Origin of the sequence: Lawsonibacter sp., assembly GCF_022777125.1 — a bacterium.
Lineage (GTDB): Bacteria > Bacillota > Clostridia > Oscillospirales > Oscillospiraceae > Lawsonibacter_A > Lawsonibacter_A hominis.
Map to the genome: position 1 here is coordinate 1 of NZ_JALFGV010000078.1, position 25,053 is coordinate 25,053.

Consider the following 25,053-nt stretch of genomic DNA (forward strand, 5'->3'; position numbering starts at 1 on the left):
CCTCCGGAGAACTCGGAGCGCAACCGCCCGCAGGGCCGCTCTTGCTGCGGGAATGGCGGCGGCCGCGGAACGCTCCTTGCGGGTGAACGCTGCGGGGCCTCTGCGCCGCACGGCTCAAAACAGCCAGAACAGCCGCTCCCGGGATACGCTCACCCCCACCTTGCGCTGGAGGGCCAGGGACGCCTGGTTGTCTGTAAAGACCTGGCCGAAGGCATACTGCCCCCGCTCCAGGGCCAGGCGCACCGCGCCGCGGAGCAGGGCCTCCCCCACGCCGCGGCGGCGGTAGGCGGGCAGCACCTCCAGCATGCCGATGCTCCCCTCCTCATGGAATCCGGCAAACCCCGCACAGGCGCCGTCCACAAAGGCCCCCAGCATCCCCCGCCGGAGCGCCCCCTGCATGTAGGCTACCCCGCCGAAGGGGTGGCTGTAGTGATCATAGACCCACTGGGCCATTTCCTCCCCCAGCAGCCGCAGCTCCCCGCCGAAGGGCGCGGCGGCGGGGGGTTCCGGCGCCAGCCAGGCGGCCTGATAACAGATCTGCTCCTCGTGCAGGCCAAAGCGCCGCACCGCCTCGGCCTTGTACCACAGCTCATGGCCCACCAGCATCGCGCACCGGCTCAGCAGGGCAAAGCAGCGCTCCGCCGCCGCCGGGCCGGCGGCGCTCATCATGTGTATCCCGCCGCTCTCGCAGAGCAGCACCCCATCTTCCTCCGCGTACAGCAGCTCCGCCGTCCCCCGGCGCAGGGGCTCCAGCATATCCATATAAAACAGCGGATCGCGCCCCAGATACGCCAGGGCCTGTTCCAGTTGCTCCATTTAATCCTCCTCGAATAGGGGCAAAGTGATCACGAAGCTGGTAAAGCGCCCGTTGCTCTCCGCCCGGATCGCGCCCCCGTGCAGCTCCACGATCTCCTTCGCAATGGCAAGGCCCAGTCCCGCCCCGCCGGTCCGGGTGGAGCGGGCGGCGTCCAGCCGGTAAAATTTGTGGAAAATATTGGCCAGCTCTCCTTCGGGGATCTCCAGTCCCTCGTTCCGGACGACGATCTCGGCCTGCCGTTCCACCTTCCGGGCCCGGACCTCCACCCGGCCGCCGGGCGTACTGTAGCTGACCGCGTTGCGCAGCACGTTATCGAAGACCCGGGCAAGTTTGTCCGGGTCGCCGAGCACCACCAGGTGGTGCTGGATCTCCACGGTACACTCCAGCTCCTTTTCCGCAAACAGGGGGTAAAACTCGTCGGAGAGCTGCTCCAGCAGCATGGAGAGCTGGATGGGATGCCGTTCCCCCGCGCCGCTGTCCAGGTCCATGCGGGTGATATCGAAAAATTCGCCCAACAGCTCCTCCAGCCGCTCGGCCTTATCCAGGGCGATCCCGGTGAACTTGGCCCGCTGGGCCGCATCCAGCCCCGGCTCGTCCCGCAGCAGCGTCAGATAGCCCACCACCGAGGTGAGCGGAGTCTTCAGATCGTGGGCCAGAAAGGCCACCAGATCCTGCTTGCGCTGCTCGCTCTCCCGGGCGGCGTCCTCCCGCTGCTTCATCTGACGCTGGAGCGCGTCCAGATCTTCCTGGAGCGGAGAGAGTTCCCGTGGCAGGCGCACCGGCGCGTCCTGCTCTTCCACCACCCGGCGCAGCGCCAGGCGAATCTCCTCCAGCCAGCGGGTAAAGCGCCCCATGGCCAGGTAGAACGCCGCCAGCATCAGCACCAGCATGCCCGCCGTCAAAAACGCCTGCTTGTTGCCGCGAATGGCCTGCCGGTAGAGCTCCAGGGCCTCATACTCGCTCTGGCCGAACAGCGTGCGGGCCGCCCAGACAAAAAAGCGGGCAAAGGGGTCCTGAAGCACGCCGTCCACCACCACCTCCAGCAGGAACAGGCCCGCCAGCCCGGCGACGAGGGTGCCCGCCACTACGAACAGGAGCATTTTCAGTTTTAACCGGGTATATTTCCGCCTCACGGAAGCCTCCTTATCCCCTGGCGCTGCGCTTGGCAAAGCGCACCACCGACCACACGCCGCCCAGCAGCATGACCTCCAGAAACGCGGCAAAGCGCCAGAGCACCATTCCCACCGCCACATGCTCCCCGAAGATGGGACTCATAAACAGATAAAAGCTGCCTTCCGCGCCCCCCGCGTTGCCGGGCAGCAAAACGATCCGGGAGATGACCATCACCAGGCACTGTACCAGCAGCAGCTCCACAAAGGAGTGCCCGCCGAGTCCCAGGCCGTGAAAGAGGAAATACGGCACGGCGAACAGGGCCCCCAGCTCCAGGAACATGGCGGCGAACAGTCCGGCCAGCAGGCGCTTGTTGCCCCGCAGGTCGGCCAGCTGCCGGCAGAACTCGTCCACCTTGCCCATGCCCGCCTCTACCCGGCCGGGCTTGGCCATGACCTTGGTATGCCGGGAGAGCCACTCCAGGATGCGGCGGATGAGCCGCTGAATGGGCGCGGGGCGAATGGCGGTGAAGACCGCCAGCGTGCACAGCGCCACGTACAGAACAATCAGGAAGGCCGCCCCGATGACCGCGGGACCGATGCTCTCCCCATGAAAGACCAGCTTATAGGCCAGCGCGGCCAGGGCGTAAACGGTGTAGACCACGGTGTTGGCCACCAGCTTCCAGGTGTAGATGGATGCGGTGTAGGTAGCGGACAGGCCCGCGTCGTACATCAGCTTGAGCTGCACCGGCATACCGGCGGGGCCCAGCTTATAGTAAAATTCCCCGATATAGGCCGCATCGAAGCAGCCGGTCAGGCGCATCGGGCAGCCCGCCCCCTTTCCCATGCCGTAAAAAATAAGCGCGTCGATGCTCTCGCTGACCGGAACGCACAGCGCCGCCCCCACCAGCCACAGGGGCCGGGTCTGCCTCAGCAGGGCGCGCACGTCCATGGTGCGGAAGACATGCACCACCAGAGCCGCCAGGATCGCGCCCCCCACCGTCAGTCCGGCAATGGAAAAAATGCGGTTGAACAGGGCCTTCTTGTTGGCTTTCGTATCGAACACCTTCCTTGGTCGCTTCGTCTCTCTTCAGTATACCCGTTTCAGCGCCCCGCCGCACTTGCAGCGGTAGCGCTCCGGATGGCGCACCAGCGCAGAGGCTCTGGCGCGGCAAAACTGCGCGCCGCAGCTCTGGCAAACCAGCCGGTAGCGCTCCGGCCGCACATCGGGCACGCCGAGGGCCTGGCAGGTCCCCGTGCGGGCGATGGCATAGCCGTAGGCGGCGTTCATCCGCGCGGCGTAGGCCTTCCACCGCTGCCCGTGGTCCCGGCAGCCGGGGCAGGTATGGAGCGCCTCGTGGGCCAGTGTCTGCAGGCACGCCCCTTCCGCAGCCTCCAGCAGGCGCTGGCTCAGTTCGATCTCAAATGCCTCTCCCCACCGGATGCAGCAGCCGAAGCGGGTCACCGCCCGCCGGTTCACCGTCACGTGGGGCCGGATCTGGGCGGAAACCGGGATCTTCAGGGCCCTGGCCTGATCCAGCACCCGGACCAGCAGGGCGTCAAAATCGTTCATAGGGTGCCTCCCTTGGATACATAAAACGTATTTTACCATCTTTTTTCCTGAAAGTCACTACTCGGCCGGTTTTGTCCCTTTTACGCCATCTGTGCGCGCTTAAAATCTCCGTCGTTTTGACAATACATTGAAAACGGATCGCCTGCATGGTACAATACATATAAATATAAAAGTGTGATAAATATGAATTGAGGAGGCACTTATGAAACGAGAATCAGGGAGTGCACTGCATATATACGGGTGCCTGTTTTTGATAGTACTGGCCTTGGCCGGGTGTGGGGCCGCGCTGGATACGTCTGACACAGATGCAGTATCTGGTAATTCATCCAACCAGAGCGCTCCCGTATCCAGAGACTCAAACACAATAAACTATGGCAGCCAGTTACAGCTTATTGCCGATAATACGGCAGTGTGGATGGGCGATACGGAACTAATTGCTGAGCCGTTTTTCTATGCTGTTACCGATCTTGACCAGAATGGGCGGCTGGAGATCATTCAGTCCTCCTGCCAAGGAACCGGACTTTATACCTATACCAAGTTGTGGGAGGTCGGCACAGATGAAACAGCGTTAGCTCCCTGCCAGTTTTCCATGGCCGAAGGGGATTCCCAGCCGGACATTATCACGAACCCGGACATGGTATATTTTGACGAGGCGCGTGACTGCTATTTTTATATATTCCGCGACGATATTCGTAACGGTGCGGCGGAGCACTATCAAAATCGGGTTGCCTTTTCTCTGCAAGATGGCGTTGTTACCACCACTCTGTTGGGACAATGCCACAGCATCTATGCATCTCCCGATTCGGATGCAGTAACCACCTATACGGACGCTGATGGAAATATCATTGACGAGGAAGCGTACAGCATGGCAGCAGACAAGACTTTCTCCGGTCTGACAGCGATGGAGGCAACCATTGGTTGGACAGATTATGTTGTCTCAACGCAACTGGCTACGCTGACTGAATCGGAATTAATGGGTATTTTGGAAACTTCTTGGGAAAGTTTTTCCTTGCTCTAAGGCATAAAAATAGAGTTCAGTAAATTTCGGTTTGTAGGGGCAGTCTCATTTGAGGCTGCCCCCCTGTTGTTTTGACGAAAGGTACTCCAAATGCACAAACAAGGCAGAAGGGAGCCGTTTTCCCGGCGGGCGGGCCCTTCCTGGGTCCGCGCAAAGCAGCGGGCCGCTTCCAATGGAAGCGGCCCGCTGCTTTTGGGGTGTTTGTTTACAGGATCCAGCCCAGTACGGCGGACAGGACGAAGGCGATGATGGCCGGCATAAAGTTTTCCCACTTCACCGGCTTGTCGAACAGCGCCTTCACCAGCAGCACCACGCCCGCGATGCGCAGCAGCCAGGGCAGCAGGCCCAACAGCAGCAGCAGAGGCAGGCCGATGATGGCCAGCACCACAAAAATCAGGACCACCGCCACCAGGCAAACAATGGAAAGGGTCAGCAAAGTGATCATATCGTTTTCCTCCTCGTTTGATTGCTCCCATCTTACCACCCCAGGCTTAAAGCCGCCCTGGAGTTTTCCTTAAAAAAGAATAAAAATCGCCCGGCGCTCCCGCGCCGGGCGATGGTCCGCTTACCGGAAGTATTCCGCGCCGCTCTCAAACAGGGGCTGGCGGCGGTCGCCGGGAATGTTCACACCCACAAAAGCGCCGCGGCGCTCGCTGTGTCCCATTTTGCCGAAGACCCGTCCGTCGGGGGAGAAAATGCCTTCGATACAGGCGGCGGAGCCGTTGGGGTTCACGTCGATCTCCATGGAGGGCACGCCGTCGGCGTCCACATACTGGGTGGCTACCTGGCCGTTCGCGATCAGCCGCTCCAGCTCTTCCGCCGGGGCCACAAACCGCCCCTCGCCATGGGAGATGGGGATGGCATGCAGATCGCCTACGTTGGAGCGGAGCATCCAGGGGGACTGGACGGAGGCTACCCGGGTGGTGACGTACCGGCTCTGGTGGCGGCCGATGTCGTTATAGGTCAGGGTGGGGCAGCCCGCGTCCATCGCGCGGATCTCCCCGTAAGGGACCAGGCCCAGCTTGATGAGCGCCTGGAACCCGTTGCAGATGCCCAGCATCAGGCCGTCCCGGCGCTTGAGCAGGTCATGGACCGCGTCCGTGAGCGCGGGGTTGCGGAAGAAGGAGCAGATAAACTTGGCGGAACCGTCCGGCTCGTCGCCGCCGGAAAAGCCGCCGGGCAGGAACACGATCTGCGCCCCCCGGACGGCCCGCTCCAGCGCGGCCGTGGACGCGGTCAGGTCGGCGGGGGTCAGGTTGCGCACCACCACGATCTCCGGCTCCAGCCCCGCCTGCAGGCAGGCCCGGGCGGAGTCGTACTCGCAGTTGGTGCCGGGGAACACGGGGATGACCACCCTGGGCCGGGCCGTTTTGGCCTTGCACACGGCAGGGGAGCGCTTGTCCCAGTTCAGGGCCGGTACGGGCGCGGCCGTGCCCGCGCGCGTGGGGTACACGTCCTCCAGCACGCCCTCGTTGAGGGCGAGCAGCTCGGCAATGGACGCCCGGTCGCCGCCGGCGACGATCTCCGGCGCGGCGGCGGTATCCCCCAGACGGACGGCATGGGGCGTCTCGACCGTCTCGGTCAGCTCCGCCAGAATGGCGCCGGGCCGGGCGGACAGCTCCGCCCCCTCGGCGGCGCGAAAGCCGATCCGGTTGCCGAAGGACATGTTCATCAGGCCCTCCAGCACCCCGCCGGCCTCCACCGCCCAGGCGGCGCGCACCTTTCCCGCCCGGCAGAGGGCGTAAAACGCCTCCCAGGCCGCCCGGTGGGCCGGATAATCGCCGGCGGCGGCGCCGCCGAACCGGTAGACCGGATGGCCCGGCTCTTTGAACTCAGGGGAGAGCACCTCGCCCGCTTTGGCGGGGGCGATGGCGAACGAGATCAGGGTGGGCGGCACGTCCTGATCCAGGAAGGAGCCGGACATGGAGTCCTTGCCGCCAATGGCCGCGCAGTCCAGCCCCAGCTGGGCGTCCAGCGCCCCCAGCAGGGCCTGGAAGGGCTTGCCCCAGCGCGCCGGGTCCTGGCGCAGCTTTTCAAAATACTCCTGGAAGGTCAGGTAAGCCTTCCGGTAGTCCGCGCCCGCCGCCACCAGCTTGGCCACTGAGGTGACCACGGAGCCGATCGCTCCCGTGTAGGGGTCGGCGCTCATCCAGTCCGGATCGAAGCCCCAGGCCATCACGCTGGCCTGGTCGGTCGTCTGCCCGGGCAGCACGGGGAACAGGGCGGCCATGGCCTGGGCGGGGGTGCGCTGGTACTTTCCGCCGAACGGCATGAGCACGCTGCCCGCGCCGATGGAGCCGTCGAAGCGCTCGGTCAGCCCCCGGCGGGAGGCGCACTTCAGGCTGGCGGCCACATCCCGCAGGGAACGTTCGGCGGGCGCTTTCCGGTCCGGTTCGGGCTTGGGGGCGCTCACGCAGACGCCGGCGTGCTTCACGGCGCCATTGGTGTCCAGAAAGGCGCGGGACAGGTCGGCGATGGTCTCGCCCCGCCAGCGCATGACCATACGGGGAGAGGCGGTGACCACCGCCACCCGGTAGGCCTCCAGATTCTCCCGCGCCGCGGCGGCCAAAAAGGCCGCCTCATCCTCCGGGGCGACCACCACGGCCATACGCTCCTGGCTCTCGGAGATGGCAAGCTCGGTGCCGTCCAGACCGTCGTACTTCTTGCGCACCGCGTCCAGGTCGATCTCCAGCCCGTCGGCCAACTCGCCGATGGCCACGCTCACGCCGCCCGCGCCAAAGTCGTTGCAGCGCTTGATGAGGCGCGTCACGTTCCCGTCCCGGAACAGGCGCTGGAGCTTGCGCTCCTCCGGGGCGTTGCCTTTCTGCACCTCGCTGGCCATGGTGGTCAGGGAGTTCTGGTTGTGGCTCTTGGAGGAGCCGGTGGCCCCGCCGATGCCGTCCCGGCCGGTGCGCCCGCCCAACAGGATGACCACGTCGCCGGGGGCGGGCCGCTCCCGGCGGACATTCCGTGCCGGGGCCGCGCCCACCACCGCGCCGCACTCCAGATGCTTGGCCACATAGCCCTCATGGTAAACCTCCGCCACGTGGCCGGTGGCCAGGCCGATCTGGTTGCCGTAGGAGGAATAACCCGCCGCCGCGGTCTGGGCCAGCTTGCGCTGGGGCAGCTTGCCGGGCAGGGTCTGATCAAAGGGAGTCCGGGGGTCGCCGCAGCCGGTGACGCGCATGGCCTGATGGACGTACACCCGGCCGGACAGGGGGTCCCGGATGCAGCCGCCGATGCAGGTGGCCGCACCGCCGAAGGGCTCGATCTCGGTGGGGTGGTTGTGGGTCTCGTTCTTGAACATCAGCAGCCAGTCCTGCTCCTGTCCGTCCACCTGGGCGGGGACGTGGATGGAGCAGGCGTTGATCTCCTCGCTCTCGTCCAGCTCGGGCAGCTTGCCCCGCTTTTTCAGGGTCTTGGCGCCGATGGTGGCAATATCCATCAGCGTCTGGGGCCGCCGGGCGGCCTTCTCCTGCCCATAGACCTCCACCCGGGCGGCCAGATAGCGCTCATAGGCCTGCCGGACCGGGCCGGCGCCGATCTCCACCTGGTCCAGATGGGTGGAAAAGGTGGTGTGGCGGCAGTGATCGGACCAGTAGGTGTCCACCAGGCGCACCTCGGTCAGGGTGGGGTCGCGGCGCTCTTCCTCCCGGAAGTAGGCCTGCAAAAAGGCCAGGTCGCCCAGGTCCATGGCCAGGCCGTATTGTTCCAGCAGCCCCTCCAGACCGGCCCGGTCCAGCGCGGTGAAGCCCTCCAGCACGGGCACGGAAGCGGGCTCGGGGTACTGACGGCGGAGGGTGTCCGGCTTGTCCAGAGCGGCCTCGCGGCTCTCCACGGGGTTAACGAGATAGCCGCGGATCTGCTCGAATTCCCCGTCGGTGAGCGAGCCCGTCAACAGGTATACGGTGGCCGCGGCCACCAAAGGCCGCTCCCCGCCGGTCATCATCTGGATGCACTGGGCGCAGGAGTCGGCCCGCTGGTCGTACTGGCCGGGCAGGGCCTCCACCGCCAGCAGGCGGTCCCAGGCGCCGTCCTGCTCCGGGACGGCCTCGTCCCAGACGTCGTCCACCTGAGGCTCGGACAGGACGGTCGTGCGGGCGGCCTCGTAGACGGCCCGGGAAACGCCCTCTACGTCATACCGGCGCAGCAGGCGCACCCCGGTGAGCCCCGTCAGCCCAAGCGGACCCCTCAGCTCTCCCAGCAGGTGCTGCGCCTCTACGGCAAAGCCGGGCCGCTTCTCCACATAGCATCGAAATACGTTCCCCATTCTTGATTCCCCCACATTTCTCTCTCCGAACTTGTTTCCCCGCCTGCGTCCCCCAATCGGCGGGCCCGTTCCCGTCCGGACGGCATTACGCGACGGTCCAGTCTGCAAAGCGATAAAATACGTTCTGCTGGGTGGGCGTCAGGCCCGTAAGGAGCCGCCACTGGGTGAGCAGCGACCAGTTTTTGAAGCAGATCACCGCAAAGGGCGGCTCCTGGGCCAGATACTCGTACAGCGCCCCGGCCGCCTGCCCCCGCGCCGCGCCGTCGGCGGCGCGGAACGCGCTGAGAAGCCCGGCTGCCGACGCGTCCTGATAGCCGCCGTAGTTGAGCGCTCCGGTCGGTGCAAGCAGGGCGGTCAGGTCAAAATCCCCCGTCAGGCGCACCTCCGCCAGATACAGATCGAAGTCTCCGCGCGCCAGTACGGCCGTATAATCCTCCCAGGACAGCTTTTTCAATTCCACTGAGACCCCTTCGTCGGTCAGGTTTTTTGCCAGCTGCTCCGCCGCAGAGATCCGGTCGGTATTCTCGCCGGGCACCACGAAGCGCAGCGCCAGCGTTTCCCGCCCCCGCCGCCAGCTCCCGTCCGTTTGGGACCAGCCCGCGCCGGCCAGTGCCTGGGCCAGCGCCTGGGACGAGTAGGCCAGGCGGCCCGCCAGGGCGCCGTCATACAGCGGCGAGACCGGGGAAACCGGCAGGGCGGCGGCCAGCGCGTGGCGGGAAAACTGGGCCGTGACCACCGCGTCCCGGTCAAAGCTCTGCTGGAGCGCCCGGCGCAGCCCCGCGTCCCGGCAGGGCCCGGAGGCCGTGTTGAATCCCACGTAAAGCATGGTGCTGGTGGGATAATCCACCGTTTCAAAGCTGCCCGAGAATCCCAGCGCGTTGGTGCCCGTCAGGTCGGTGGCCACCAGGGCGACGTCACGGGTATCGAAGGCCCGGATCAGATCGTCGGCCTCCTGGATGCTCCGCAGGGGGATGGACTGCCTGGGCAGGGCGTTCCCCTGCCACCAGTCCGTCCTGGCCTCCAGGACCAGCGCGTCCGCCTCGCCGGCGAGCACGTAAGGTCCGGTACCCGCGGGGCGCTCCCCAGTTCCCTTGCACACCGGCACGTCCAGCAGCGCGGGCAGGCCGCCGTTGGGACTGGAGAGCGTGACGCTCACGGTTCCCTCCCCGGCGCTCACCCCGGTCACGCCGGTAAAGCGGGCGCTGTAGAGGGCGCTGGCGCGGGCCTGGTTCAGGCTGGCGGCCACGTCGGCCGCCGTCAGTGCGCTGCCGTCGGAAAAGCGCACGCCGGCACGCAGGACAAAGGTCCACTTCAGCGCGTCCTCCGATACGGTATAGGATTCGCACAGCACGTTCTGGACCTGAAATTGGGGGTCCAGGGCAAACAGCCCTTCATAAAGCAGGCCTCCCAGCGACAGATTGGTCCGGTTGCCGCCGGTAATGGGGTGAAAACTGGACTGCGGGTAGCAGGCCAGTGCAAACTGGGCCGGCTCCGGCTCCGGCGTGGCCGTGGCGGCCGGCGTGGGCGTGGGCTGCCACGGCTCCTCGTAGGGCGCCGCTCCGCACCCGGCCAGTCCCAGCAGCAGGCAGGCAGCCGTCAGCAGGGCCGTCAGGATCCTTCTCAAGCTGTGCCTCCTCCCCGGCGCAGCGCGATCATGGCCGCCTGACTGCCCCGCTCCCCATGGGTCACACGGTGGGACCAGTATTGATCCGGCCGGCAGGCGGTGCAGTCCGGCGAGCGGGCAATATGCTCCGGCTTCAGTCCGGCCCCCTCCAGCCGCCTGGCGTTGAGGCCCTTCAGGTCCACATGAAATTTCCCGGTCGGCAGCACCTCGATAAACGGAAGGGCGCAGGCGCCCAGGGCCTCGGTCATGGCGTTGGGCACATCCTCATGAGTCTCGAAGCAGCATTTGGAGATGCCCGGCCCGATAGCGGCAAGGAGATCCAGCCGGTCGCAGCCGTAGCAGTCCACCATCCGCTCCACCGCCTTTTCCACGATCCCCAGGGCGGTGCCCCGCCAGCCCGCGTGGACCGCGCCCACGGCCCGGCGCACCGGGTCGTAGAGAAGGATGGGCAGACAGTCGGCGGAAAAAACGGTAAGCACCGCGCCGGGTACATCGGTAATGAGCGCGTCGGCCTCGTAGTCTACGGTCTGCTCCAGCCCCTTGCCCAGGTCGGCGGAGGTAACGGTGCGCACCCCGTCCCCGTGGACTTGGCTGGAAAAGACCAGTCCCTCCCGCTCTGCCCCGATGGCGGCGCAGAAGCGGCGGAAATTCTCCCGGACGCGCTCCGGGTCGTCCCCCCGGTTGACGCCCAGGTTCATCGAGGCGTAGATCCCCTCGGATACGCCCCCCAGGCGGGTGGAAAAGCCGTGGACCACACCGCCGGCGGCCTGGAAGCCGTCGGCGGCAAGGTACACCACGCCGTTTGCGTTGTGTTCGGTGATATTCATGCTGGTTCTCCTCAATGACAGCGGTTTGACGGAACGGGCGGCGGTACGGGGGCGTGCGGCCCCCGCTGTCCCGCAAAGGCGCGGCCCGCTCCCGCCCGCACGCATCCCCGAAGCGGGATGACACCCCCTGCAGGCGCGCTTCCGGAACTTCTCCCCGCTCCCGCAGGGGCAAGCCGGCGCGCTCCCCGGCGGATCCGATCCCGATCAGTCGGGGTGGTACTCCTTGCAGGTGCACTTCTTGAACTTCTTCCCGCTCCCGCAGGGGCAGGGCTCATTGGGGCCGATCTTCTGTCCCTTTTTGATGGGCTGTTTCTTCACGGTGCCGTCGCTGCCCGCGCTTTCGCCGGTGACCCTGGCCACCCGCTCCCGCTTGACGCCGGTATTCACCTGCACCCGGGCCAGGAAGATCCGCCGCAGGGTCTCCGCCTGGATGGCGGCGATCATCTGCTCGAACATCTCATAGCCCTCGCGCTTGTACTCCACCACGGGGTCGCTCTGGCCGTAGGCCCTGAGGCCGATGCCCTGGCGCAGCTCCTGCATGGCGTCGATGTGGTCCATCCAGTACTCGTCCACCACACGCAACATCATCACCCGCTCCAGCTCGCGCATCAGCGGCTCGCCCAGCTCGGCCTCTTTGCGGGCGTAGAGCTCCGCCGCCCGTTCCCGGAGCAGCTCCGCCAGGCCGTCGGCGTCGTATTTCGCCAGCTCCTCGTCGGTCAGCTTCAGCTCGTCGGGGCGCAGGAACACGCCCCGAAACTGAGCGCACACCTCCCGCCAGCTCTCGGCGTCCATATGCTTCTGCTCGCCCAGACGGCCGTGGACCTCGCCCGCGATCACCGTGGTGAGCATACTCTGGACGGACTCCTTCAGGTTCTCCCCGTCCAGCACCTTGCGGCGCTGCTCGTAGATGACCTTGCGCTGGGTGTTCATCACGTCGTCGTATTCCAGCACCGTTTTCCGGGTCTGGAAGTTGCGGGATTCCACCTGCTTCTGGGCGTTCTCAATGGCGCCGGAGAGGATCTTGGCGTCGATGGGGGTATCCTCGTCCACCCCCAGCTTCTCCATCATGTTCATCACCCGTTCGGAGCCGAACAGGCGCATAATATCGTCCTCCAGAGAGAGGAAGAAGCGGCTCTCGCCCGGGTCGCCCTGCCGGCCGGCGCGGCCGCGCAGCTGGTTGTCGATGCGGCGGGACTCGTGCCGCTCGGTGCCCAGAATAAACAGGCCGCCCGCGGCGCGGACCTGGTCGGCCTCTTCCTTGATGGCCTCTTTATACGTTGCCTCCGCCTCGGCATACATACGCCGGGCGTTCAGGATCTCCTCGCTGTCGGTCTCGGCAAAGCCCGTGGCCTCGGCGATGAGCTCGTCGGACAGCCCCGCCTTGCGCAGATCGGCCTTGGCCAGGACCTCCGCGTTGCCGCCCAGCATGATGTCGGTGCCGCGGCCGGCCATGTTGGTGGCCACGGTGACCGCCCCGAGCTTGCCCGCCTGGGCCACGATCTCGGCTTCTTTTTCATGGAACTTGGCGTTGAGCACATTGTGGCGGATGCCGCGCTTTTTCAGCATGCCGGAGAGCTCCTCCGACTTCTCGATGGAGATGGTGCCCACCAGCACGGGCTGGCCCTTCTCGTGGCACTCCACGATCTGGTTGACGATGGCCCGGTACTTGCCCGCCTCGTTTTTGTACACCACGTCGGGGTTGTCCTTGCGGGCCAGCGGACGGTTGGTGGGGATCTCCACGATATCCAGGGCGTAGATGGTGCCGAATTCCTCCTCCTCGGTCATGGCGGTGCCCGTCATGCCGGAGAGTTTGCCGTAAAGGCGGAAATAATTCTGGAAGGTAATGGTGGCCAGGGTCTTGGACTCCCGCGCCACCTCCACATGCTCCTTGGCCTCGATGGCCTGGTGCAGGCCCTCGGAGTAGCGCCGGCCGTACATCAGGCGGCCGGTGAACTCGTCCACGATGATGACCTCGCCGTCCTTCACCACGTAGTCGATATCCCGCTTCATCAGGCCCCGGGCCCGGATGGCCTGGTTGATGTGGTGGGAGAGCGTGGTATTCTCCGGGTCGGAGAGGTTCTCGATCTGGAACTGCTGCTCGGCCTTGGCGATGCCCCGGGCGGTGAGGGTGACGGTACGCGCCTTCTCGTCCACGATGTAGTCCGCGTCGATATCCGGGTCCTCTTCCTCCTTGGTATCCACGCTGGTGACCCGCTGTCCCTTCAGCCGGGCCACGAAGGAGTCCACGATGGTGTAGAGCTGGGTGGACTTGTCCCCCTGGCCGGAGATGATGAGGGGGGTGCGCGCCTCGTCGATGAGGATGGAGTCCACCTCGTCCACGATGGCAAAGGCGTGGCCCCGCTGGACCATCTCGCTGGCGTAGATGGCCATGTTGTCCCGCAGGTAGTCGAAGCCGAACTCGTTGTTGGTGCCATAGGTAATATCCGCGTCATAGGCGGCCTTGCGCTGTTTGGGGTCCACGTCGTGGATGACCAGGCCCACGGTGAGGCCCAAAAAGCGGTAGACCTTGCCCATCCACTCGCTGTCGCGCTTGGCCAGGTAGTCGTTGACGGTGACGATGTGCACGCCCTCGCCCGCCAGGGCGTTGAGGTAGGCGGGCAGGGTGGCCACGAGGGTCTTGCCTTCGCCGGTCTTCATCTCGGCGATGCGGCCCTGATGGAGGATGATGCCGCCGATGAGCTGCACCCGGTAAGGCTTCATGCCCAGCACCCGCCAGGCGGCCTCCCGGCAGGCGGCGAACGCCTCGGGCAGGATGTCGTCCAGGGTTTCGCCGTCTGCAAGACGCTGCTTGAATTCAGGCGTCTTGGCCTGGAGCTGCTGGTCCGTGAGCTGGGAATACACCCCGTCCAGGGCCTCGATCTTGTCCACCAGGGGCAGGATGGCCTTCACCTGCTTTTCCGAGCTGGTGCCGAAAAGCTTTTTCAAAAGTCCCATGGGTCGTTCACCTTTCTTATTTCAGGCCCGCGCGTGCGGGCGGTCATAGGAGTTCCAGGGTAATTCAGCTTACTAGTATACCATAGTTGTTTCGGATAAAAAAGGGGAAATTGTGAACAAATCCGCGTTTCTCTTCCTTCCGGACAAACCAGCCGGAGGCCCCCGACCTACGGCTGGGGCCTCCGGCTGAGACGGTCGAAAAAGCGGCTTTGCCGCTTTTTCGAGCAGGAATGCACGAAATGTTCACCTCGACTGCGCACGAAATTGTCGGCAAACATGTCGTGAGAAGGGTCCTTTCCAGGGCACATCCCCCGGGGGACCTTCTCTTGCCCCTGCCGGGCAATTCAGGCTGTCGAAAAACCCTCCTGAGGAAGGGCCTCGCAGAGTTCCGTCGTCCGCAGACGACGGAATCCTGCGAAGCGGAGGGGTCATTGGGCTGCGTCGACCAGCACGCAGGCGGTATAGGTGATGGTGCCCGGCCCGTAATAGTAAGGCAGGCCCGACCGTTCGCATACGCGGGACACCCAGAGGCCGTAGGCCTCCATGGAGGGGATGGCCCGGTCCGGAAAACGGCAGGGTGCGTCCGGGCAGGTACACGCCGCGCAGATGCCGCAGCCGCCGGTGCCCATGGGCAGGCAGTCGGGGTCCGCCCGGCGCACCCGTTCCACAAAGACCGCAAAGCGCTCCCGCTGGAGGCGCTCGGTCTCCTGCATGGTCTCCACGTCAAAATCGTCCTCCATCGTCCCGGTGGACTGGAGCAGCACCCCCCGGCGATAGCGCCCGGCGCGCCGCGCCGCCTCCTCCAGCGTGCCGCAGGCGGGCGGGCAGGTCCAGCACCGGCCGTAATTGTGGCAGCGGTCGGCGGCGCACATCTCCCGCACCTGGGGCAAAAACTCCAGCGCCGCCCTATTCAGCTCTCCCGCGTGGGAGAAGCCCACCTCCTCCGCCAGGGACAACAGTTCCTGCTGCGTCATGCCCGATCCCCTCTCCGCTCCGTTTGGCCCACATTTTAGCACAGTTTTTCCCCGCCGGAAAGGCTTCGGGCCGATTTGCAGAAGGGAACACAAAAAATCGCAAAAGTTTACAATTGTGTTTTTCCCATTTACGCCGGGGAACGCAGATGGTAAAATGGGGTATCCCAATCCGCATCCGACAAAAGGAGCCTAGAATGAAACGAAACAAACTTTTCCCCGCCGCGCTGGCCCTGTCTCTGGCCTTTGCCCTGACCTGCTGTGCCAAACCCGCTCCAGCGCCCGTCGATACCGCCGCGCCGACGCCCGCCGCCACGGCCACGCCCGCTCCGGAGGCCACGCCCACGCCCACGCCCGTCCCGGCCGAACCCCCCGTGTGGGGGGAGCAGGCGTTCCGCCGCACCTTCACCGCCGGGGACGGCACCCAGGTCATGAGCGTGAGCTATACCCTGCCCATGGTGCAGAACACCGACGCCTGCCCCGCCGGCACGGCCATCAACGCCTGGTACCAGACGGAGGGCCATAACCGCCTGATGGAGGCGGAGGAGCAGTATGAGATGGTGGTGGCCGATTACGACGTATCCACCGACGCGGGCCTGCCCTTTACCGCCACGGTGCAGGAGATGACCTCGCGCGTGACCTATGAGGATGAAGCCGTCATCAGCGTGGCCCGGGAGTGGTATCTCAACAGCGGCGGTGCCTACCCCACGGTGTTCCGCCTCTCCGAGCAGTTTGACGCTCAGACCGGCAGCCAGCTGGGCTTTGCAGACTTCTTCTCCGACACCGACGCCGCCCTTGAGCGGATCGTTTCGGCGTTTCTGGCCCAGGGCGAGATCAGCCGGGCGATCTCCTCCGGCGCGCTGAGCGAGGAGCAGGTGCGCCTCTCCTTCCAGCCGGAACACTTTTACCTCACGGAGGAGGGCTACACCTTCTGGCTCCAGGGCGGCGACCTGCCCGCCCTGCACAGCCCCGTGGAGGCAGCGATCCCTTACGATCAGCTGGAGGATGTGAGCGCCCATGGATAAGCGTCCGCAGCAAGGGGACACGTTCCCGCTGACCATTGACGGCTACGCCAGCGACGGCAGCGGCGTGGGCCGTCTGGAGGGCATGGTGGTCTTCGTTCCCGGCGCCCTCCGAGGGGAAGTCTGCCAGGTGCAGCTCACCCACGTGGGCCGCAGCGCTCTCTGGGGGCGGGTGAAAACGATCCTCACGCCTTCTCCGGCCCGCATTCCCCCCGACTGTCCCTACGATGCCCAGTGCGGCGGCTGCCGCTTCCGGCATATGGACTATGCGGAAGAGCTTCAGGCCAAGCGGGCGCGGGTGGAAGACGCCCTGTGCCGCATCGGCGGCGCTTCGGTCCGGGTGGAGGCCGTCCTGGGCGCCGGGTGTCCCGCGCGCTACCGCAACAAGGCCCAGTTCCCGGCCGCGCCGGGGCCGAAGATCGGCTTTTACCGGGAGCACAGCCATCAGGTGGTGGACGTGGCGGACTGCCTGCTGCAAAGCCCCGCCGCCGCCCGGCTGCGCGCCGCCGTGAAGGACTGGATGCGGCGCTACCGCGTGAGCGCCTATGACGAACGCACCCGGAAAGGGCTGGTGCGCCATGTGTATGTGCGTACCAGCCGGTCGGGGGCGGCGCTTTGCTGTGTGCTGGTCAACGGGAAAACGCTTCCCCGCGAGCAGGAGCTGACGGCGGCCCTCCGCTGCGCCGAGCCCGGCCTTACCGGCGTGGTACTGGGGGTCAACGAAACCCACAGCAACGTCATCCTGGGGACGGACTACCGCACCTTGTGGGGGGAGGATTTTCTATACGACACCCTGTGCGGCTTTACCTTCAAGCTTTCGGTGCCCTCCTTTTACCAGGTCAATCCCGATCAGGCCGAGGTCCTTTACGACCGCGTCCTGGAGCTGGCGGGCCTGACCGGGGAACAGACTGTACTGGACCTGTACTGCGGCATCGGGACCATCAGCCTGGTCCTGGCCCGCAGGGCCAAGCTGGTCTATGGCGCCGAGGTGGTGCGCCCGGCCATTGAGGACGCGGTGGAAAACGCCCGGCGCAACGGGGTGGGAAACGCCCGCTTTCTGTGCGCCGATGCGGGAGAGGCCGCCCTGCGCCTGGAGGCGGAGGGCGTGCGTCCGGATGTGATCTGCGTGGACCCGCCCCGCAAAGGCCTTGCCCCCGCGGTAGTAGACACCATCGTGCGCATGGCGCCCAGGCGGGTGGTCTACGTCTCCTGCGACCCGGGCACCCTGGCCCGGGATATCGCCCGTTTTCGGGAACAGGGCTGGAGCGTGCGCCGCGCCCTGGCTGTGGACATGTTCCCCCGCACCGCTCATGTGGAGACGGTATGTTTATTGTCCAAACTTCAAGCGAAGCAACATATCGAGATTGACTTGAACATGGACGAGCTTGATTTGACCGATGCGGAGAAGAAAGCTACCTACCAAGAAATCAAAGACTATGTACTGGAGCATAGCGGCTTGAAAGTCAGCAGCTTGTATATCGCACAGGTAAAACAGAAGTGCGGTATCATTGAGCGGGAGAATTACAATAAGCCGAAGTCTGAGGACGCTAAACAGCCCCAATGCCCACTGGATAAGGAAAAAGCAATCAAGGAGGCACTCCAGCACTTCGGGATGATTTGAGGTGACGAATATGGAACGCTTGATTTCCTGTGAGTTCAATATGGATACTGCCTGTGTTGAACTGAAATTTGCCGATGGCAGCATGATTTCCATTGACACGATCGCCGTGGAGAACGAGATTGCCGACAATATGTATCAACGGTCAGAGTTAGACTATCTCATCTACAATGACCCAATTGCCTATGCTGATCTAATTCTTAATGGAAATCCAGAAATCTATTTGAAGACAATAACAGAGTATAAGTCTCTGGACTAATTGAAAACCGCCAGTTCTGGCACCTTACGGTGTCGGTACTGGCGGCTCTTTTTTACATTTTATCAATCAAAGCAAACACAACGGCTTGCTGATCTTCACTCAATCTTGACCAGCGTTCCAGCAGCTTCTGCTGAGATTCAGTCAAAGAAACAGGTGTGTTGCCTTCAGCAAACAATTGAGATAGCGTGATCCCAAATGCTGTACAGATTTTTTCCAGAGAAGGGATTGTCGGTATCATGTTTTTGCGATACCAGGAAGAAATGGTGGACTGTGGCAAGCCTGAGTGTTCTGCAAGCTGATATTCTGTCCAGCCTCTCGCTTCACGGTATTTAGTTATAGCCGTAAGAATATCTTTCACTACACTCACCCCTTTACTTGCGTTCTTCGTTAATTATAATTCGACAAGTCGTTGCGTTTTAATCGTGTATATCGTATTATTTTAACGATATACAAAAGTAAGAGGGAGTGAAGTTATGAATAACAAAAGCTGCTTTTTTATTGGTCATCGGGGAGCCTCAACGGAGATTCTTCCCGCCCTGGAGAGCGCAATTGAACAACATATTTCTGAATATGGCGTTACAGAGTTTATTGTTGGTGGCTATGGCAGGTTTGACCGTCTTGCAGCCAGCGCTGTAATTCGGGCAAAACGGCAACACCCGCAGATTACGCTGGTACTGTTGCTCCCATATCATCCGGCTGAACGACCAATTGAAAAACCGAAAGGTTTTGACAGTACCTATTATCCTCCGGACATGGAAAAGGTGCCCCGTCGCCTTGCAATTGTCAGAGCAAACCGATATGTGGTGGATCATGTTGATTATCTGATCGCCTATGCATGGCATTCTGCAAGCAACGCCAGAGAATTGGCAGAGTATGCGCAGAAGCGGGAGAGAAAGGGCTTGATTACTGTGACAATGCTGTAAAGATGTTCCTTTAGCCAACTAAAAAGTCATTACTTTTATATAGATTTTTAACTTGCTAAAAGTAATGACTTTGTGCTATAATGACGGTGACAGATTTCGTCGAAAAGAGGTGGTTTTGTGGCAAAAAAGAAGGCATCTTCCAATGTGAATCCTGATTATGAAGCGATTACAAGTTTTCAGAAAGGTCAGGCATCACGTATTTTCAAGGAAGTGAAAGAACGGGATAAGGTTCTGATCGTCAACAAGCAAAACAAGCCGCAAAACGTTGTTATCTCATACGAGCGATATTTACGGCTCAGAGAAGAAGGAGCAGATATCTAATGAACATTAACGAACAAGCAAATTTCATATGGAGTATCGCAGACCTGCTCCGTGGTGATTTTAAGCAAAGCGAATACGGCAAGGTGATCCTGCCATTTACTGTCCTGCGCCGTTTTGACTGTGTGTTGGCCCCTTCCAAAGCAAAGATCCTGGAAGCAAACAAAACGCTGACTGTCAGCAACAAACGACCCATTTTCAAGCGTATGACCGGCCACGACTACTACAACATCAGCCAGTTTGATTTTGAAAAGCTGATGGATGACAGCAATGCCATTGAAGCGAACCTGCGTGATTATATAAATGGTTTCTCCGAGGATGTCCGTGAGATCATGGATAACTTTGAAATCTTCGGTGTAATTGACAAGCTCTCCCGTGCAAACCTGCTGTACTTGGTCGTACAGCGGTTTGCCGAGATCGATATGAGCGATACCCAGATTGATAACCTGGAAATGGGCTATATGTTTGAAGAACTGATCCGCCGGTTCTCTGAACAATCGAACGAGACCGCCGGTGAACACTTTACGCCCCGTGAGGTTATTGAGCTGATGGTGGAAGTATTGCTTGATCCTGATATGGACGAGATTGCCACCATCGATGGTAAGGTTATCACCATTCTTGATCCTGCCTGCGGCACGGGCGGTATGCTCTCTGTGGCGCAGAACAAGATGCAAGCATTGAACGCCACTACCAGAGTGATCCCCTTTGGTCAAGAATTGAATCCCGAAACATATGCCACCTGCTGCTCTGACATGATCCTTAAGGGAAATACCAACAGCCGAATTGTTCTGGGCAACAGCTTTAATGAAGATGGTTTTCAGGGACAGACCTTCGACTATATGCTGAGCAATCCGCCCTTTGGCGTGGAATGGAAGAAAGTTGAAAAATTTATCAAGGACGAAGCTAAAAACAAAGGCTATAGTGGTCGTTTTGGCGCTGGTTTGCCCCGTATTTCTGATGGTTCTTTCTTGTTCCTACAGCATCTGATCTCCAAAATGAATGCACCGGAGAATGGCGGCAGCCGCATCGGGATCGTCTTTAATGGGTCTCCCATGTTTTCCGGCGATGCTGGCAGCGGTGAAAGCGAGATCCGCCGCTGGATCATCGAAAACGATCTGTTGGAGGCCATTATTGGCCTGCCTGACCAGCTGTTTTACAACACCGGGATTACCACATACATTTGGATTCTCACCAACCGGAAAGAGAATCGCAGAAAGGGCAAGGTGCGTCTGATCAACGGTGCCGGTTTCTATGAGAAGATGCGTAAAGGACTGGGTAATAAACGAAATATGATCAGCCCGGAAAACCGAGCAGAAATTGTTCGCCTGTACAGCACTTATGAACCGGATGAGAATTATATGGATTTGGACAACGATGATTTTGGCTATCGGAAAATCGTTGTGGAGCGTCCTTTGCTGAATGAGGACGGCACCCCAGTAACTGACCGTAAGGGTAACAGAAAAGCGGATGCCTCCCTTCGTGACTACGAGATAGTACCACTGAAGGAAGACATCCACGAATATTTCCGCCGAGAGGTGCTGCCGTTCGTTCCCGATGCCTGGATTGATGAAAGTAAGACCAAAATTGGATATGAAATACCGTTTACCCGTTATTTCTATAAATTTACTCCGTTGCGTGACAGCTCTGTGATTATGGAGGACATCAAAGCTTTGGAAGCTCGTATCCAGACAAGTTTGGCGGAGGTGTTTGCGGAATGAAGAGATATCAAGCATATAAAGATAGCGGTGTTTCGTGGATAGGCGAAATACCTGTCGACTGGAGCATAAAGAAATTAAAATACTACACAACGACCAATGACGAGGTATTAACAGAAAACACTGCCCCAAACTATGAATTCCGTTATGTTGATATCGGAAGTGTGACTTTGCAAAACGGGATTGAACACTATCAAGGTTTTTCTTTTGAGGATGCTCCATCTCGGGCAAGACGTATTGTTCGAACCGGTGACGTAATCGTTTCTACCGTGCGAACTTATTTGAAGGCTGTAGCGAGTATCCAGGACGACAAAGATGTTATTGCATCCACCGGGTTTGCAGTTATACGGCCTAAAGAAGTTGACTCCAGATTCCTTGCATATTCTCTTGCAAATCACTACTTTGTCGAAACGGTGTCTTCACGATCGGTAGGTGTTAGTTATCCAGCAATTAACGCTTCTGAAATGGTTGATATCAAGAATGTATTACCGCCGAATGCTGTCCAGAAATGTATAGCTGATTATTTGGATAGAAAGACCGCGGCAGTTGACACTGCGATTTCTGACAAAGAAAAGCTCATTCAACTTTTGGAAGAGCAGCGCACATCAATAATATGTTCTGCAGTAACCAAAGGAATTGACGCTACTACCAAAATGAAAGACAGTGGTGTTGAATGGCTTGGGGAAATTCCTGCGCACTGGCAAGTTGTTCCTGCAAAGGCACTGTTTTCACAGAGCAAAGAAACTCGGCAAGATGATGATATTCAGTTAACTGCCAGTCAGAAATACGGTATTATCTCCCAAGAAGACTATATGGCTTTACAGAGCACCAAAATTGTTCTCGCCGACAAAGGGTTGGATGACTGGAAACATGTGGAACCGAATGATTTCATAATTAGCTTACGCAGCTTCCAGGGAGGTCTGGAAATCAGTTACGTTCCTGGCTGCATTACATGGCACTATATTGTGCTAAAACCCAAGGACGGAGTGGAACCAGAGTATTTCAAATGGCTGTTCAAGTCACCACGATATATTCAGGCATTGCAGCGCACAGCCAACTTTATCCGGGATGGACAGGATCTGAGATTCTCTAATTTTGTTCAAGTACCACTTCCGCTGATCCCAAAGGATGAACAAAAGAAGATTGCCGAATATCTCAACAGAAAAACCGCTCGAATTGACAGCATCATTTCTGATGTTACCGAGCAGATCGAAAAACTAAAGGAATACCGTCAGAGTGTTATCTCTGAAGTGGTAACCGGAAAGGTGGCAGTGATATGACATATCAAGAATTGTCACCGCAGAGCGAAGCTCTGCTGAAAGAAATAATTGACCTTCAGACCAGTGGTAAGGACAACACTGCCCATTGGAACGAACGGTTTCAGAATTTGTCATTCCAGGAAGAAAATCTTCTCCGGGATACCTTCCGTGAACTGAGAGAATGTGGATATATTAAAACCCAATGGGCTGACAATATCCCATATTATCTTGCTGTCACGGTGGATGGACAGAACTACGAGGCCAATAAAAAGGCAGCAAAAAAAGCCGAGAGAAAGCTCTCCCGGCGGGAATGGAGAATTGCCATCATCTCCGCCATCATTGGCGGTTTGGTTGGCCTGATTCCGTGGATTTGTACTCTGATAGGAGGTGGTCAGTAATGGCAATCGAAACCAAGGAAATTACCTTCGAGCGAGAAATCGAATACAGCCTGCTTGACCACGGCGGATACATCAAGGGTAATCCCCGTGACTATAATCGGGAGTTTGCTGTTGATACGAAGCTACTGTTTCGTTTTCTCCAAGAGAGTCAGCCTGCGGAATGGGCCAAACTATGCAAGAAGCATGGCGATGACGTGGAAACCGGCTTTCTAAAAAAGCTGTACCGGGATTTGGATACCCATGGTATGCTGTATGTTCTTCGCCACGGTATCGTGGATGCCCCGGCGAAGTTCTCCATGTGTTTCTTCAAGCCTGCCAGCGGTATGAATCAGACCAGTCAGGCATTTTATGAGAAAAATATTCTCTCTATTACCCGGCAGGTACATTACAGTCTGAAAAACGAAAACTCTATTGATGTCGTTTTATTTATCAACGGCTTGCCGGTGGCAACTTTGGAATTGAAAAATTCGGCGACCGGTCAGACCGTCGAAAATGCAAAGCATCAGTACATGAAAGATCGTGATCCTCGAGAGCTACTACTTTCTTTCAAATCCCGGTGCCTGGTTCACTTTGCTGTAGATACCGACGAAGTATGGATGACCACCAAGCTGGACGGTATCAATACATACTTCCTGCCATTCAACAAAGGCAATAATGGTGGCAAGGGAAATCCCGTCGGCAGTGGAACATACCGCACTTCCTATTTGTGGGACGAAGTGTTGCAGAAGGACAGCTTGCTGGATATTGTTCAGCGATTTATCCATCTTCAGGAGGACAAAAAGAATCCCAAGAAGTCCGTAATGATCTTCCCACGCTATCATCAGTTGGATGTTGTTCGCAAATTGGTTGCCGCTGTATACGAGCATGGCACCGGACGTAACTACTTGATTCAGCACAGCGCAGGCAGCGGTAAATCCAATTCCATCTCCTGGCTGGCACACCACCTGTCCAATCTGCATGACAAAAATGATAAAGTTATATTCAACAGCATTATCGTGATTACTGACCGTCTGGTGCTGGACAAGCAGCTGCAGGACACAATCTATCAGTTTGAACACGTGGAAGGTGTTGTTGTTAAGATTGACAACAATGCGGCTCAACTGGCGGACGCTCTAAACACAGGCAAGAAGATTATCATCACTACGTTGCAGAAGTTCCCATTCATCCTTGAAAAAGTGGACGATCTGAGTGGAAAACGGTTTGCCATCATCGTTGACGAGGCTCATTCTTCACAGACCGGCGAAGCCAGCAAAAAGATGAAAGCAATTCTGGGCGATACAGAAGGGCTGACTGAAGAAGAACAGCTTCAGAAGGTTGCCGATGAAGAAGCCAAAGAGGAACATAAACAGTCTGATAGCGAGGATGAGATCACCAAGGAAATGGCCACTCACGGCCGTTTGGCAAATTTGTCCTTCTTTGCATTTACCGCAACACCCAAGGCAAAGACTCTGGAGATGTTCGGTACGCCTGATGCAAACGGAATTCCTCGGGCGTTCCATATCTACTCTATGAAGCAGGCAATTCAGGAGGGTTTTATCCTGGATGTTTTGAAAAACTATGTGACCTATGATACCTACTTCAAGATCGGCAAGAAGATTGCGGATGATCCTCGCTATGAAAAGAGTAAGGCGAACAAGGCTCTGGGCAAATTCCTGAGCCTGCATCCGCATAATTTGGCGCAGAAAACGCAGATCATTGTAGAGCATTTCCGTACCGTCACCAAGAACAAGATTGGCGGCAAGGCTAAGGCTATGGTTGTCACGGGTTCCCGTTTGCACGCTGTTCGCTACTATCAGGAATTCCAGCGGTATATCAAGAAGATGGGTTATGAAAATGAGCTTGGAATCCTGATTGCTTTCTCAGGGACTGTGCGTGACGGTGGCGAGGAATACACCGAAGTCAGCCTGAATGGAATTAAGGAAAGCGAACTGCCAGAGAAGTTCCACGGCGGTGAATATCAGGTGCTGCTGGTTGCAGAAAAGTATCAGACTGGCTTTGACGAACCGCTGCTGCATACCATGTTTGTGGATAAAAAACTCAGCGGCGTAAAGGCTGTACAGACCCTTTCACGCCTGAATCGAACCTGTTTTGGTAAAGAAGATACTTTTGTGCTGGATTTCGTAAATTCAGCAGAAGATATCCGTGCGGCATTTGCACCGTATTACGAGGAAACTACCATCGAAGAAACTACTGACGCAAATATTGTATATGAACTAAAATCCAAACTGGACGAATTCCGAGTCTACTGGGCAAGTGAGATTGAATCTTTTGCAAAGGTATTTTTCAAGCCCAGCAAAAAACAAGGTAATATGGACTTTGGCGTCCTCAATAGCGTCCTCGACCCTGCTGTGGATCGATACAGTGTATTGGAAGAAAG

General features: G+C 59.5%; 21 protein-coding genes. 10 read left to right on the forward strand and 11 right to left on the reverse strand.

The genetic code is table 11. From position 1 onward, the window contains the following. Window positions 1–114 precede the first annotated feature (114 nt). From MR825_RS06710 to MR825_RS06725, 4 genes are read right to left on the reverse strand one after another with little or no spacing between them, the layout of a single operon-like run. A complete protein-coding gene (locus MR825_RS06710; protein ID WP_287879706.1) occupies window positions 115–816 on the reverse strand; it encodes a GNAT family N-acetyltransferase in 702 nt (233 codons plus the stop codon). Then, window positions 817–1,950: a sensor histidine kinase gene (locus tag MR825_RS06715; RefSeq protein WP_287879708.1), complete on the reverse strand. Its 1,134-nt coding sequence runs from the start codon at window positions 1,948–1,950 to the stop codon at window positions 817–819. A gap of 10 nt (window positions 1,951–1,960) precedes the next feature. Next, window positions 1,961–2,992 carry a lysylphosphatidylglycerol synthase transmembrane domain-containing protein gene (locus MR825_RS06720; RefSeq protein WP_256174451.1) on the reverse strand — a complete coding sequence of 344 codons (1,032 nt, stop codon included), beginning with the start codon at window positions 2,990–2,992 and terminating at the stop codon, window positions 1,961–1,963. Between the two features lie 24 nt (window positions 2,993–3,016). Beyond that, a complete protein-coding gene (locus MR825_RS06725) occupies window positions 3,017–3,499 on the reverse strand; it encodes a SprT-like domain-containing protein (RefSeq protein WP_287879711.1) in 483 nt (160 codons plus the stop codon). Window positions 3,500–3,701: 202 nt separating this feature from the next. Between MR825_RS06725 and MR825_RS06730 the strand changes: the two genes are divergently transcribed. Beyond that, window positions 3,702–4,517, forward strand: a complete 816-nt coding sequence (locus tag MR825_RS06730) for a hypothetical protein (RefSeq protein WP_287879714.1) — start codon at window positions 3,702–3,704, stop codon at window positions 4,515–4,517. 205 nt (window positions 4,518–4,722) lie between these two features. Here MR825_RS06730 and MR825_RS06735 read toward each other — a convergent pair whose 3' ends face one another. The 6 genes from MR825_RS06735 to MR825_RS06760 form a co-directional block, all read right to left on the reverse strand. Continuing rightward, window positions 4,723–4,962, reverse strand: coding sequence for a phage-shock protein (locus MR825_RS06735; RefSeq protein ID WP_186908774.1), 240 nt, complete (start codon window positions 4,960–4,962; stop codon window positions 4,723–4,725). A gap of 120 nt (window positions 4,963–5,082) precedes the next feature. Beyond that, window positions 5,083–8,787 carry a phosphoribosylformylglycinamidine synthase gene (locus MR825_RS06740; protein WP_186908773.1) on the reverse strand — a complete coding sequence of 1,235 codons (3,705 nt, stop codon included), beginning with the start codon at window positions 8,785–8,787 and terminating at the stop codon, window positions 5,083–5,085. Window positions 8,788–8,872: 85 nt separating this feature from the next. Further along, window positions 8,873–10,411 carry an ABC transporter substrate-binding protein gene (locus MR825_RS06745; protein WP_287879718.1) on the reverse strand — a complete coding sequence of 513 codons (1,539 nt, stop codon included), beginning with the start codon at window positions 10,409–10,411 and terminating at the stop codon, window positions 8,873–8,875. Then, window positions 10,408–11,238, reverse strand: a complete 831-nt coding sequence (gene pgeF, locus MR825_RS06750; RefSeq protein ID WP_186908771.1) for a peptidoglycan editing factor PgeF — start codon at window positions 11,236–11,238, stop codon at window positions 10,408–10,410. The genes MR825_RS06745 and pgeF overlap by 4 nt, the downstream gene beginning before the upstream one ends. A gap of 204 nt (window positions 11,239–11,442) precedes the next feature. Further along, window positions 11,443–14,193, reverse strand: a complete 2,751-nt coding sequence (gene secA / locus MR825_RS06755; RefSeq protein ID WP_186908770.1) for a preprotein translocase subunit SecA — start codon at window positions 14,191–14,193, stop codon at window positions 11,443–11,445. Between the two features lie 428 nt (window positions 14,194–14,621). Next, a complete protein-coding gene (locus MR825_RS06760; RefSeq protein WP_186908769.1) occupies window positions 14,622–15,167 on the reverse strand; it encodes a DUF2284 domain-containing protein in 546 nt (181 codons plus the stop codon). Window positions 15,168–15,361: 194 nt separating this feature from the next. Between MR825_RS06760 and MR825_RS06765 the strand changes: the two genes are divergently transcribed. The 3 genes from MR825_RS06765 to MR825_RS06775 are packed head-to-tail and all read left to right on the forward strand — an operon-like array spanning window position 15,362 to window position 18,063. Continuing rightward, window positions 15,362–16,189 carry a hypothetical protein gene (locus tag MR825_RS06765; protein ID WP_186908768.1) on the forward strand — a complete coding sequence of 276 codons (828 nt, stop codon included), beginning with the start codon at window positions 15,362–15,364 and terminating at the stop codon, window positions 16,187–16,189. Beyond that, window positions 16,182–17,807: a 23S rRNA (uracil(1939)-C(5))-methyltransferase RlmD gene (gene rlmD, locus MR825_RS06770; protein ID WP_287879724.1), complete on the forward strand. Its 1,626-nt coding sequence runs from the start codon at window positions 16,182–16,184 to the stop codon at window positions 17,805–17,807. Before MR825_RS06765 ends, rlmD begins: the two co-directional genes overlap by 8 nt. A 10-nt stretch (window positions 17,808–17,817) precedes the next feature. Continuing rightward, window positions 17,818–18,063, forward strand: coding sequence for a DUF6061 family protein (locus MR825_RS06775; RefSeq protein ID WP_287879727.1), 246 nt, complete (start codon window positions 17,818–17,820; stop codon window positions 18,061–18,063). 52 nt (window positions 18,064–18,115) lie between these two features. Here MR825_RS06775 and MR825_RS06780 read toward each other — a convergent pair whose 3' ends face one another. Further along, window positions 18,116–18,421, reverse strand: coding sequence for a helix-turn-helix domain-containing protein (locus tag MR825_RS06780; RefSeq protein WP_235397242.1), 306 nt, complete (start codon window positions 18,419–18,421; stop codon window positions 18,116–18,118). 115 nt (window positions 18,422–18,536) lie between these two features. On the opposite strand from MR825_RS06780, the gene MR825_RS06785 reads away from it, so the two are divergent. From MR825_RS06785 to MR825_RS06810, 6 genes are all read left to right on the forward strand, one after another. After that, entirely contained in the window at window positions 18,537–18,986 is a 450-nt protein-coding gene (locus MR825_RS06785; protein ID WP_287879731.1) for a hypothetical protein, read from the forward strand. 117 nt (window positions 18,987–19,103) lie between these two features. Then, window positions 19,104–19,307: a type II toxin-antitoxin system prevent-host-death family antitoxin gene (locus tag MR825_RS06790; RefSeq protein WP_235397238.1), complete on the forward strand. Its 204-nt coding sequence runs from the start codon at window positions 19,104–19,106 to the stop codon at window positions 19,305–19,307. Next, entirely contained in the window at window positions 19,307–21,022 is a 1,716-nt protein-coding gene (locus MR825_RS06795) for a type I restriction-modification system subunit M (protein ID WP_287879734.1), read from the forward strand. Before MR825_RS06790 ends, MR825_RS06795 begins: the two co-directional genes overlap by 1 nt. Next, entirely contained in the window at window positions 21,019–22,299 is a 1,281-nt protein-coding gene (locus MR825_RS06800) for a restriction endonuclease subunit S (protein ID WP_287879737.1), read from the forward strand. Before MR825_RS06795 ends, MR825_RS06800 begins: the two co-directional genes overlap by 4 nt. Continuing rightward, on the forward strand, window positions 22,296–22,676 hold the full coding sequence (locus MR825_RS06805) for a hypothetical protein (protein WP_287879741.1): 381 nt from the start codon (window positions 22,296–22,298) through the stop codon (window positions 22,674–22,676). The genes MR825_RS06800 and MR825_RS06805 overlap by 4 nt, the downstream gene beginning before the upstream one ends. Beyond that, window positions 22,676–25,053 (forward strand): type I restriction endonuclease subunit R (locus MR825_RS06810; protein WP_287879743.1); only part of this gene is annotated, 2,378 nt, incomplete at its 3' end. The genes MR825_RS06805 and MR825_RS06810, both read left to right, overlap by 1 nt.

What these genes read in the sequence shown, in the direction of transcription:
- MR825_RS06800 (WP_287879737.1), top strand. Translation starts at nt 21,019, where the DNA reads ATGAAGAGATATCAAGCATATAAAGATAGCGGTGTTTCGTGGATAGGC.
- secA (WP_186908770.1), bottom strand. Translation starts at nt 14,193, where the DNA reads ATGGGACTTTTGAAAAAGCTTTTCGGCACCAGCTCGGAAAAGCAGGTG.
- pgeF (WP_186908771.1), bottom strand. Translation starts at nt 11,238, where the DNA reads ATGAATATCACCGAACACAACGCAAACGGCGTGGTGTACCTTGCCGCC.
- MR825_RS06730 (WP_287879714.1), top strand. Translation starts at nt 3,702, where the DNA reads ATGAAACGAGAATCAGGGAGTGCACTGCATATATACGGGTGCCTGTTT.
- rlmD (WP_287879724.1), top strand. Translation starts at nt 16,182, where the DNA reads ATGGATAAGCGTCCGCAGCAAGGGGACACGTTCCCGCTGACCATTGAC.
- MR825_RS06725 (WP_287879711.1), bottom strand. Translation starts at nt 3,499, where the DNA reads ATGAACGATTTTGACGCCCTGCTGGTCCGGGTGCTGGATCAGGCCAGG.
- MR825_RS06785 (WP_287879731.1), top strand. Translation starts at nt 18,537, where the DNA reads ATGAATAACAAAAGCTGCTTTTTTATTGGTCATCGGGGAGCCTCAACG.
- MR825_RS06775 (WP_287879727.1), top strand. Translation starts at nt 17,818, where the DNA reads ATGGAACGCTTGATTTCCTGTGAGTTCAATATGGATACTGCCTGTGTT.
- MR825_RS06805 (WP_287879741.1), top strand. Translation starts at nt 22,296, where the DNA reads ATGACATATCAAGAATTGTCACCGCAGAGCGAAGCTCTGCTGAAAGAA.
- MR825_RS06735 (WP_186908774.1), bottom strand. Translation starts at nt 4,962, where the DNA reads ATGATCACTTTGCTGACCCTTTCCATTGTTTGCCTGGTGGCGGTGGTC.
- MR825_RS06760 (WP_186908769.1), bottom strand. Translation starts at nt 15,167, where the DNA reads ATGACGCAGCAGGAACTGTTGTCCCTGGCGGAGGAGGTGGGCTTCTCC.
- MR825_RS06740 (WP_186908773.1), bottom strand. Translation starts at nt 8,787, where the DNA reads ATGGGGAACGTATTTCGATGCTATGTGGAGAAGCGGCCCGGCTTTGCC.
- MR825_RS06710 (WP_287879706.1), bottom strand. Translation starts at nt 816, where the DNA reads ATGGAGCAACTGGAACAGGCCCTGGCGTATCTGGGGCGCGATCCGCTG.
- MR825_RS06795 (WP_287879734.1), top strand. Translation starts at nt 19,307, where the DNA reads ATGAACATTAACGAACAAGCAAATTTCATATGGAGTATCGCAGACCTG.
- MR825_RS06765 (WP_186908768.1), top strand. Translation starts at nt 15,362, where the DNA reads ATGAAACGAAACAAACTTTTCCCCGCCGCGCTGGCCCTGTCTCTGGCC.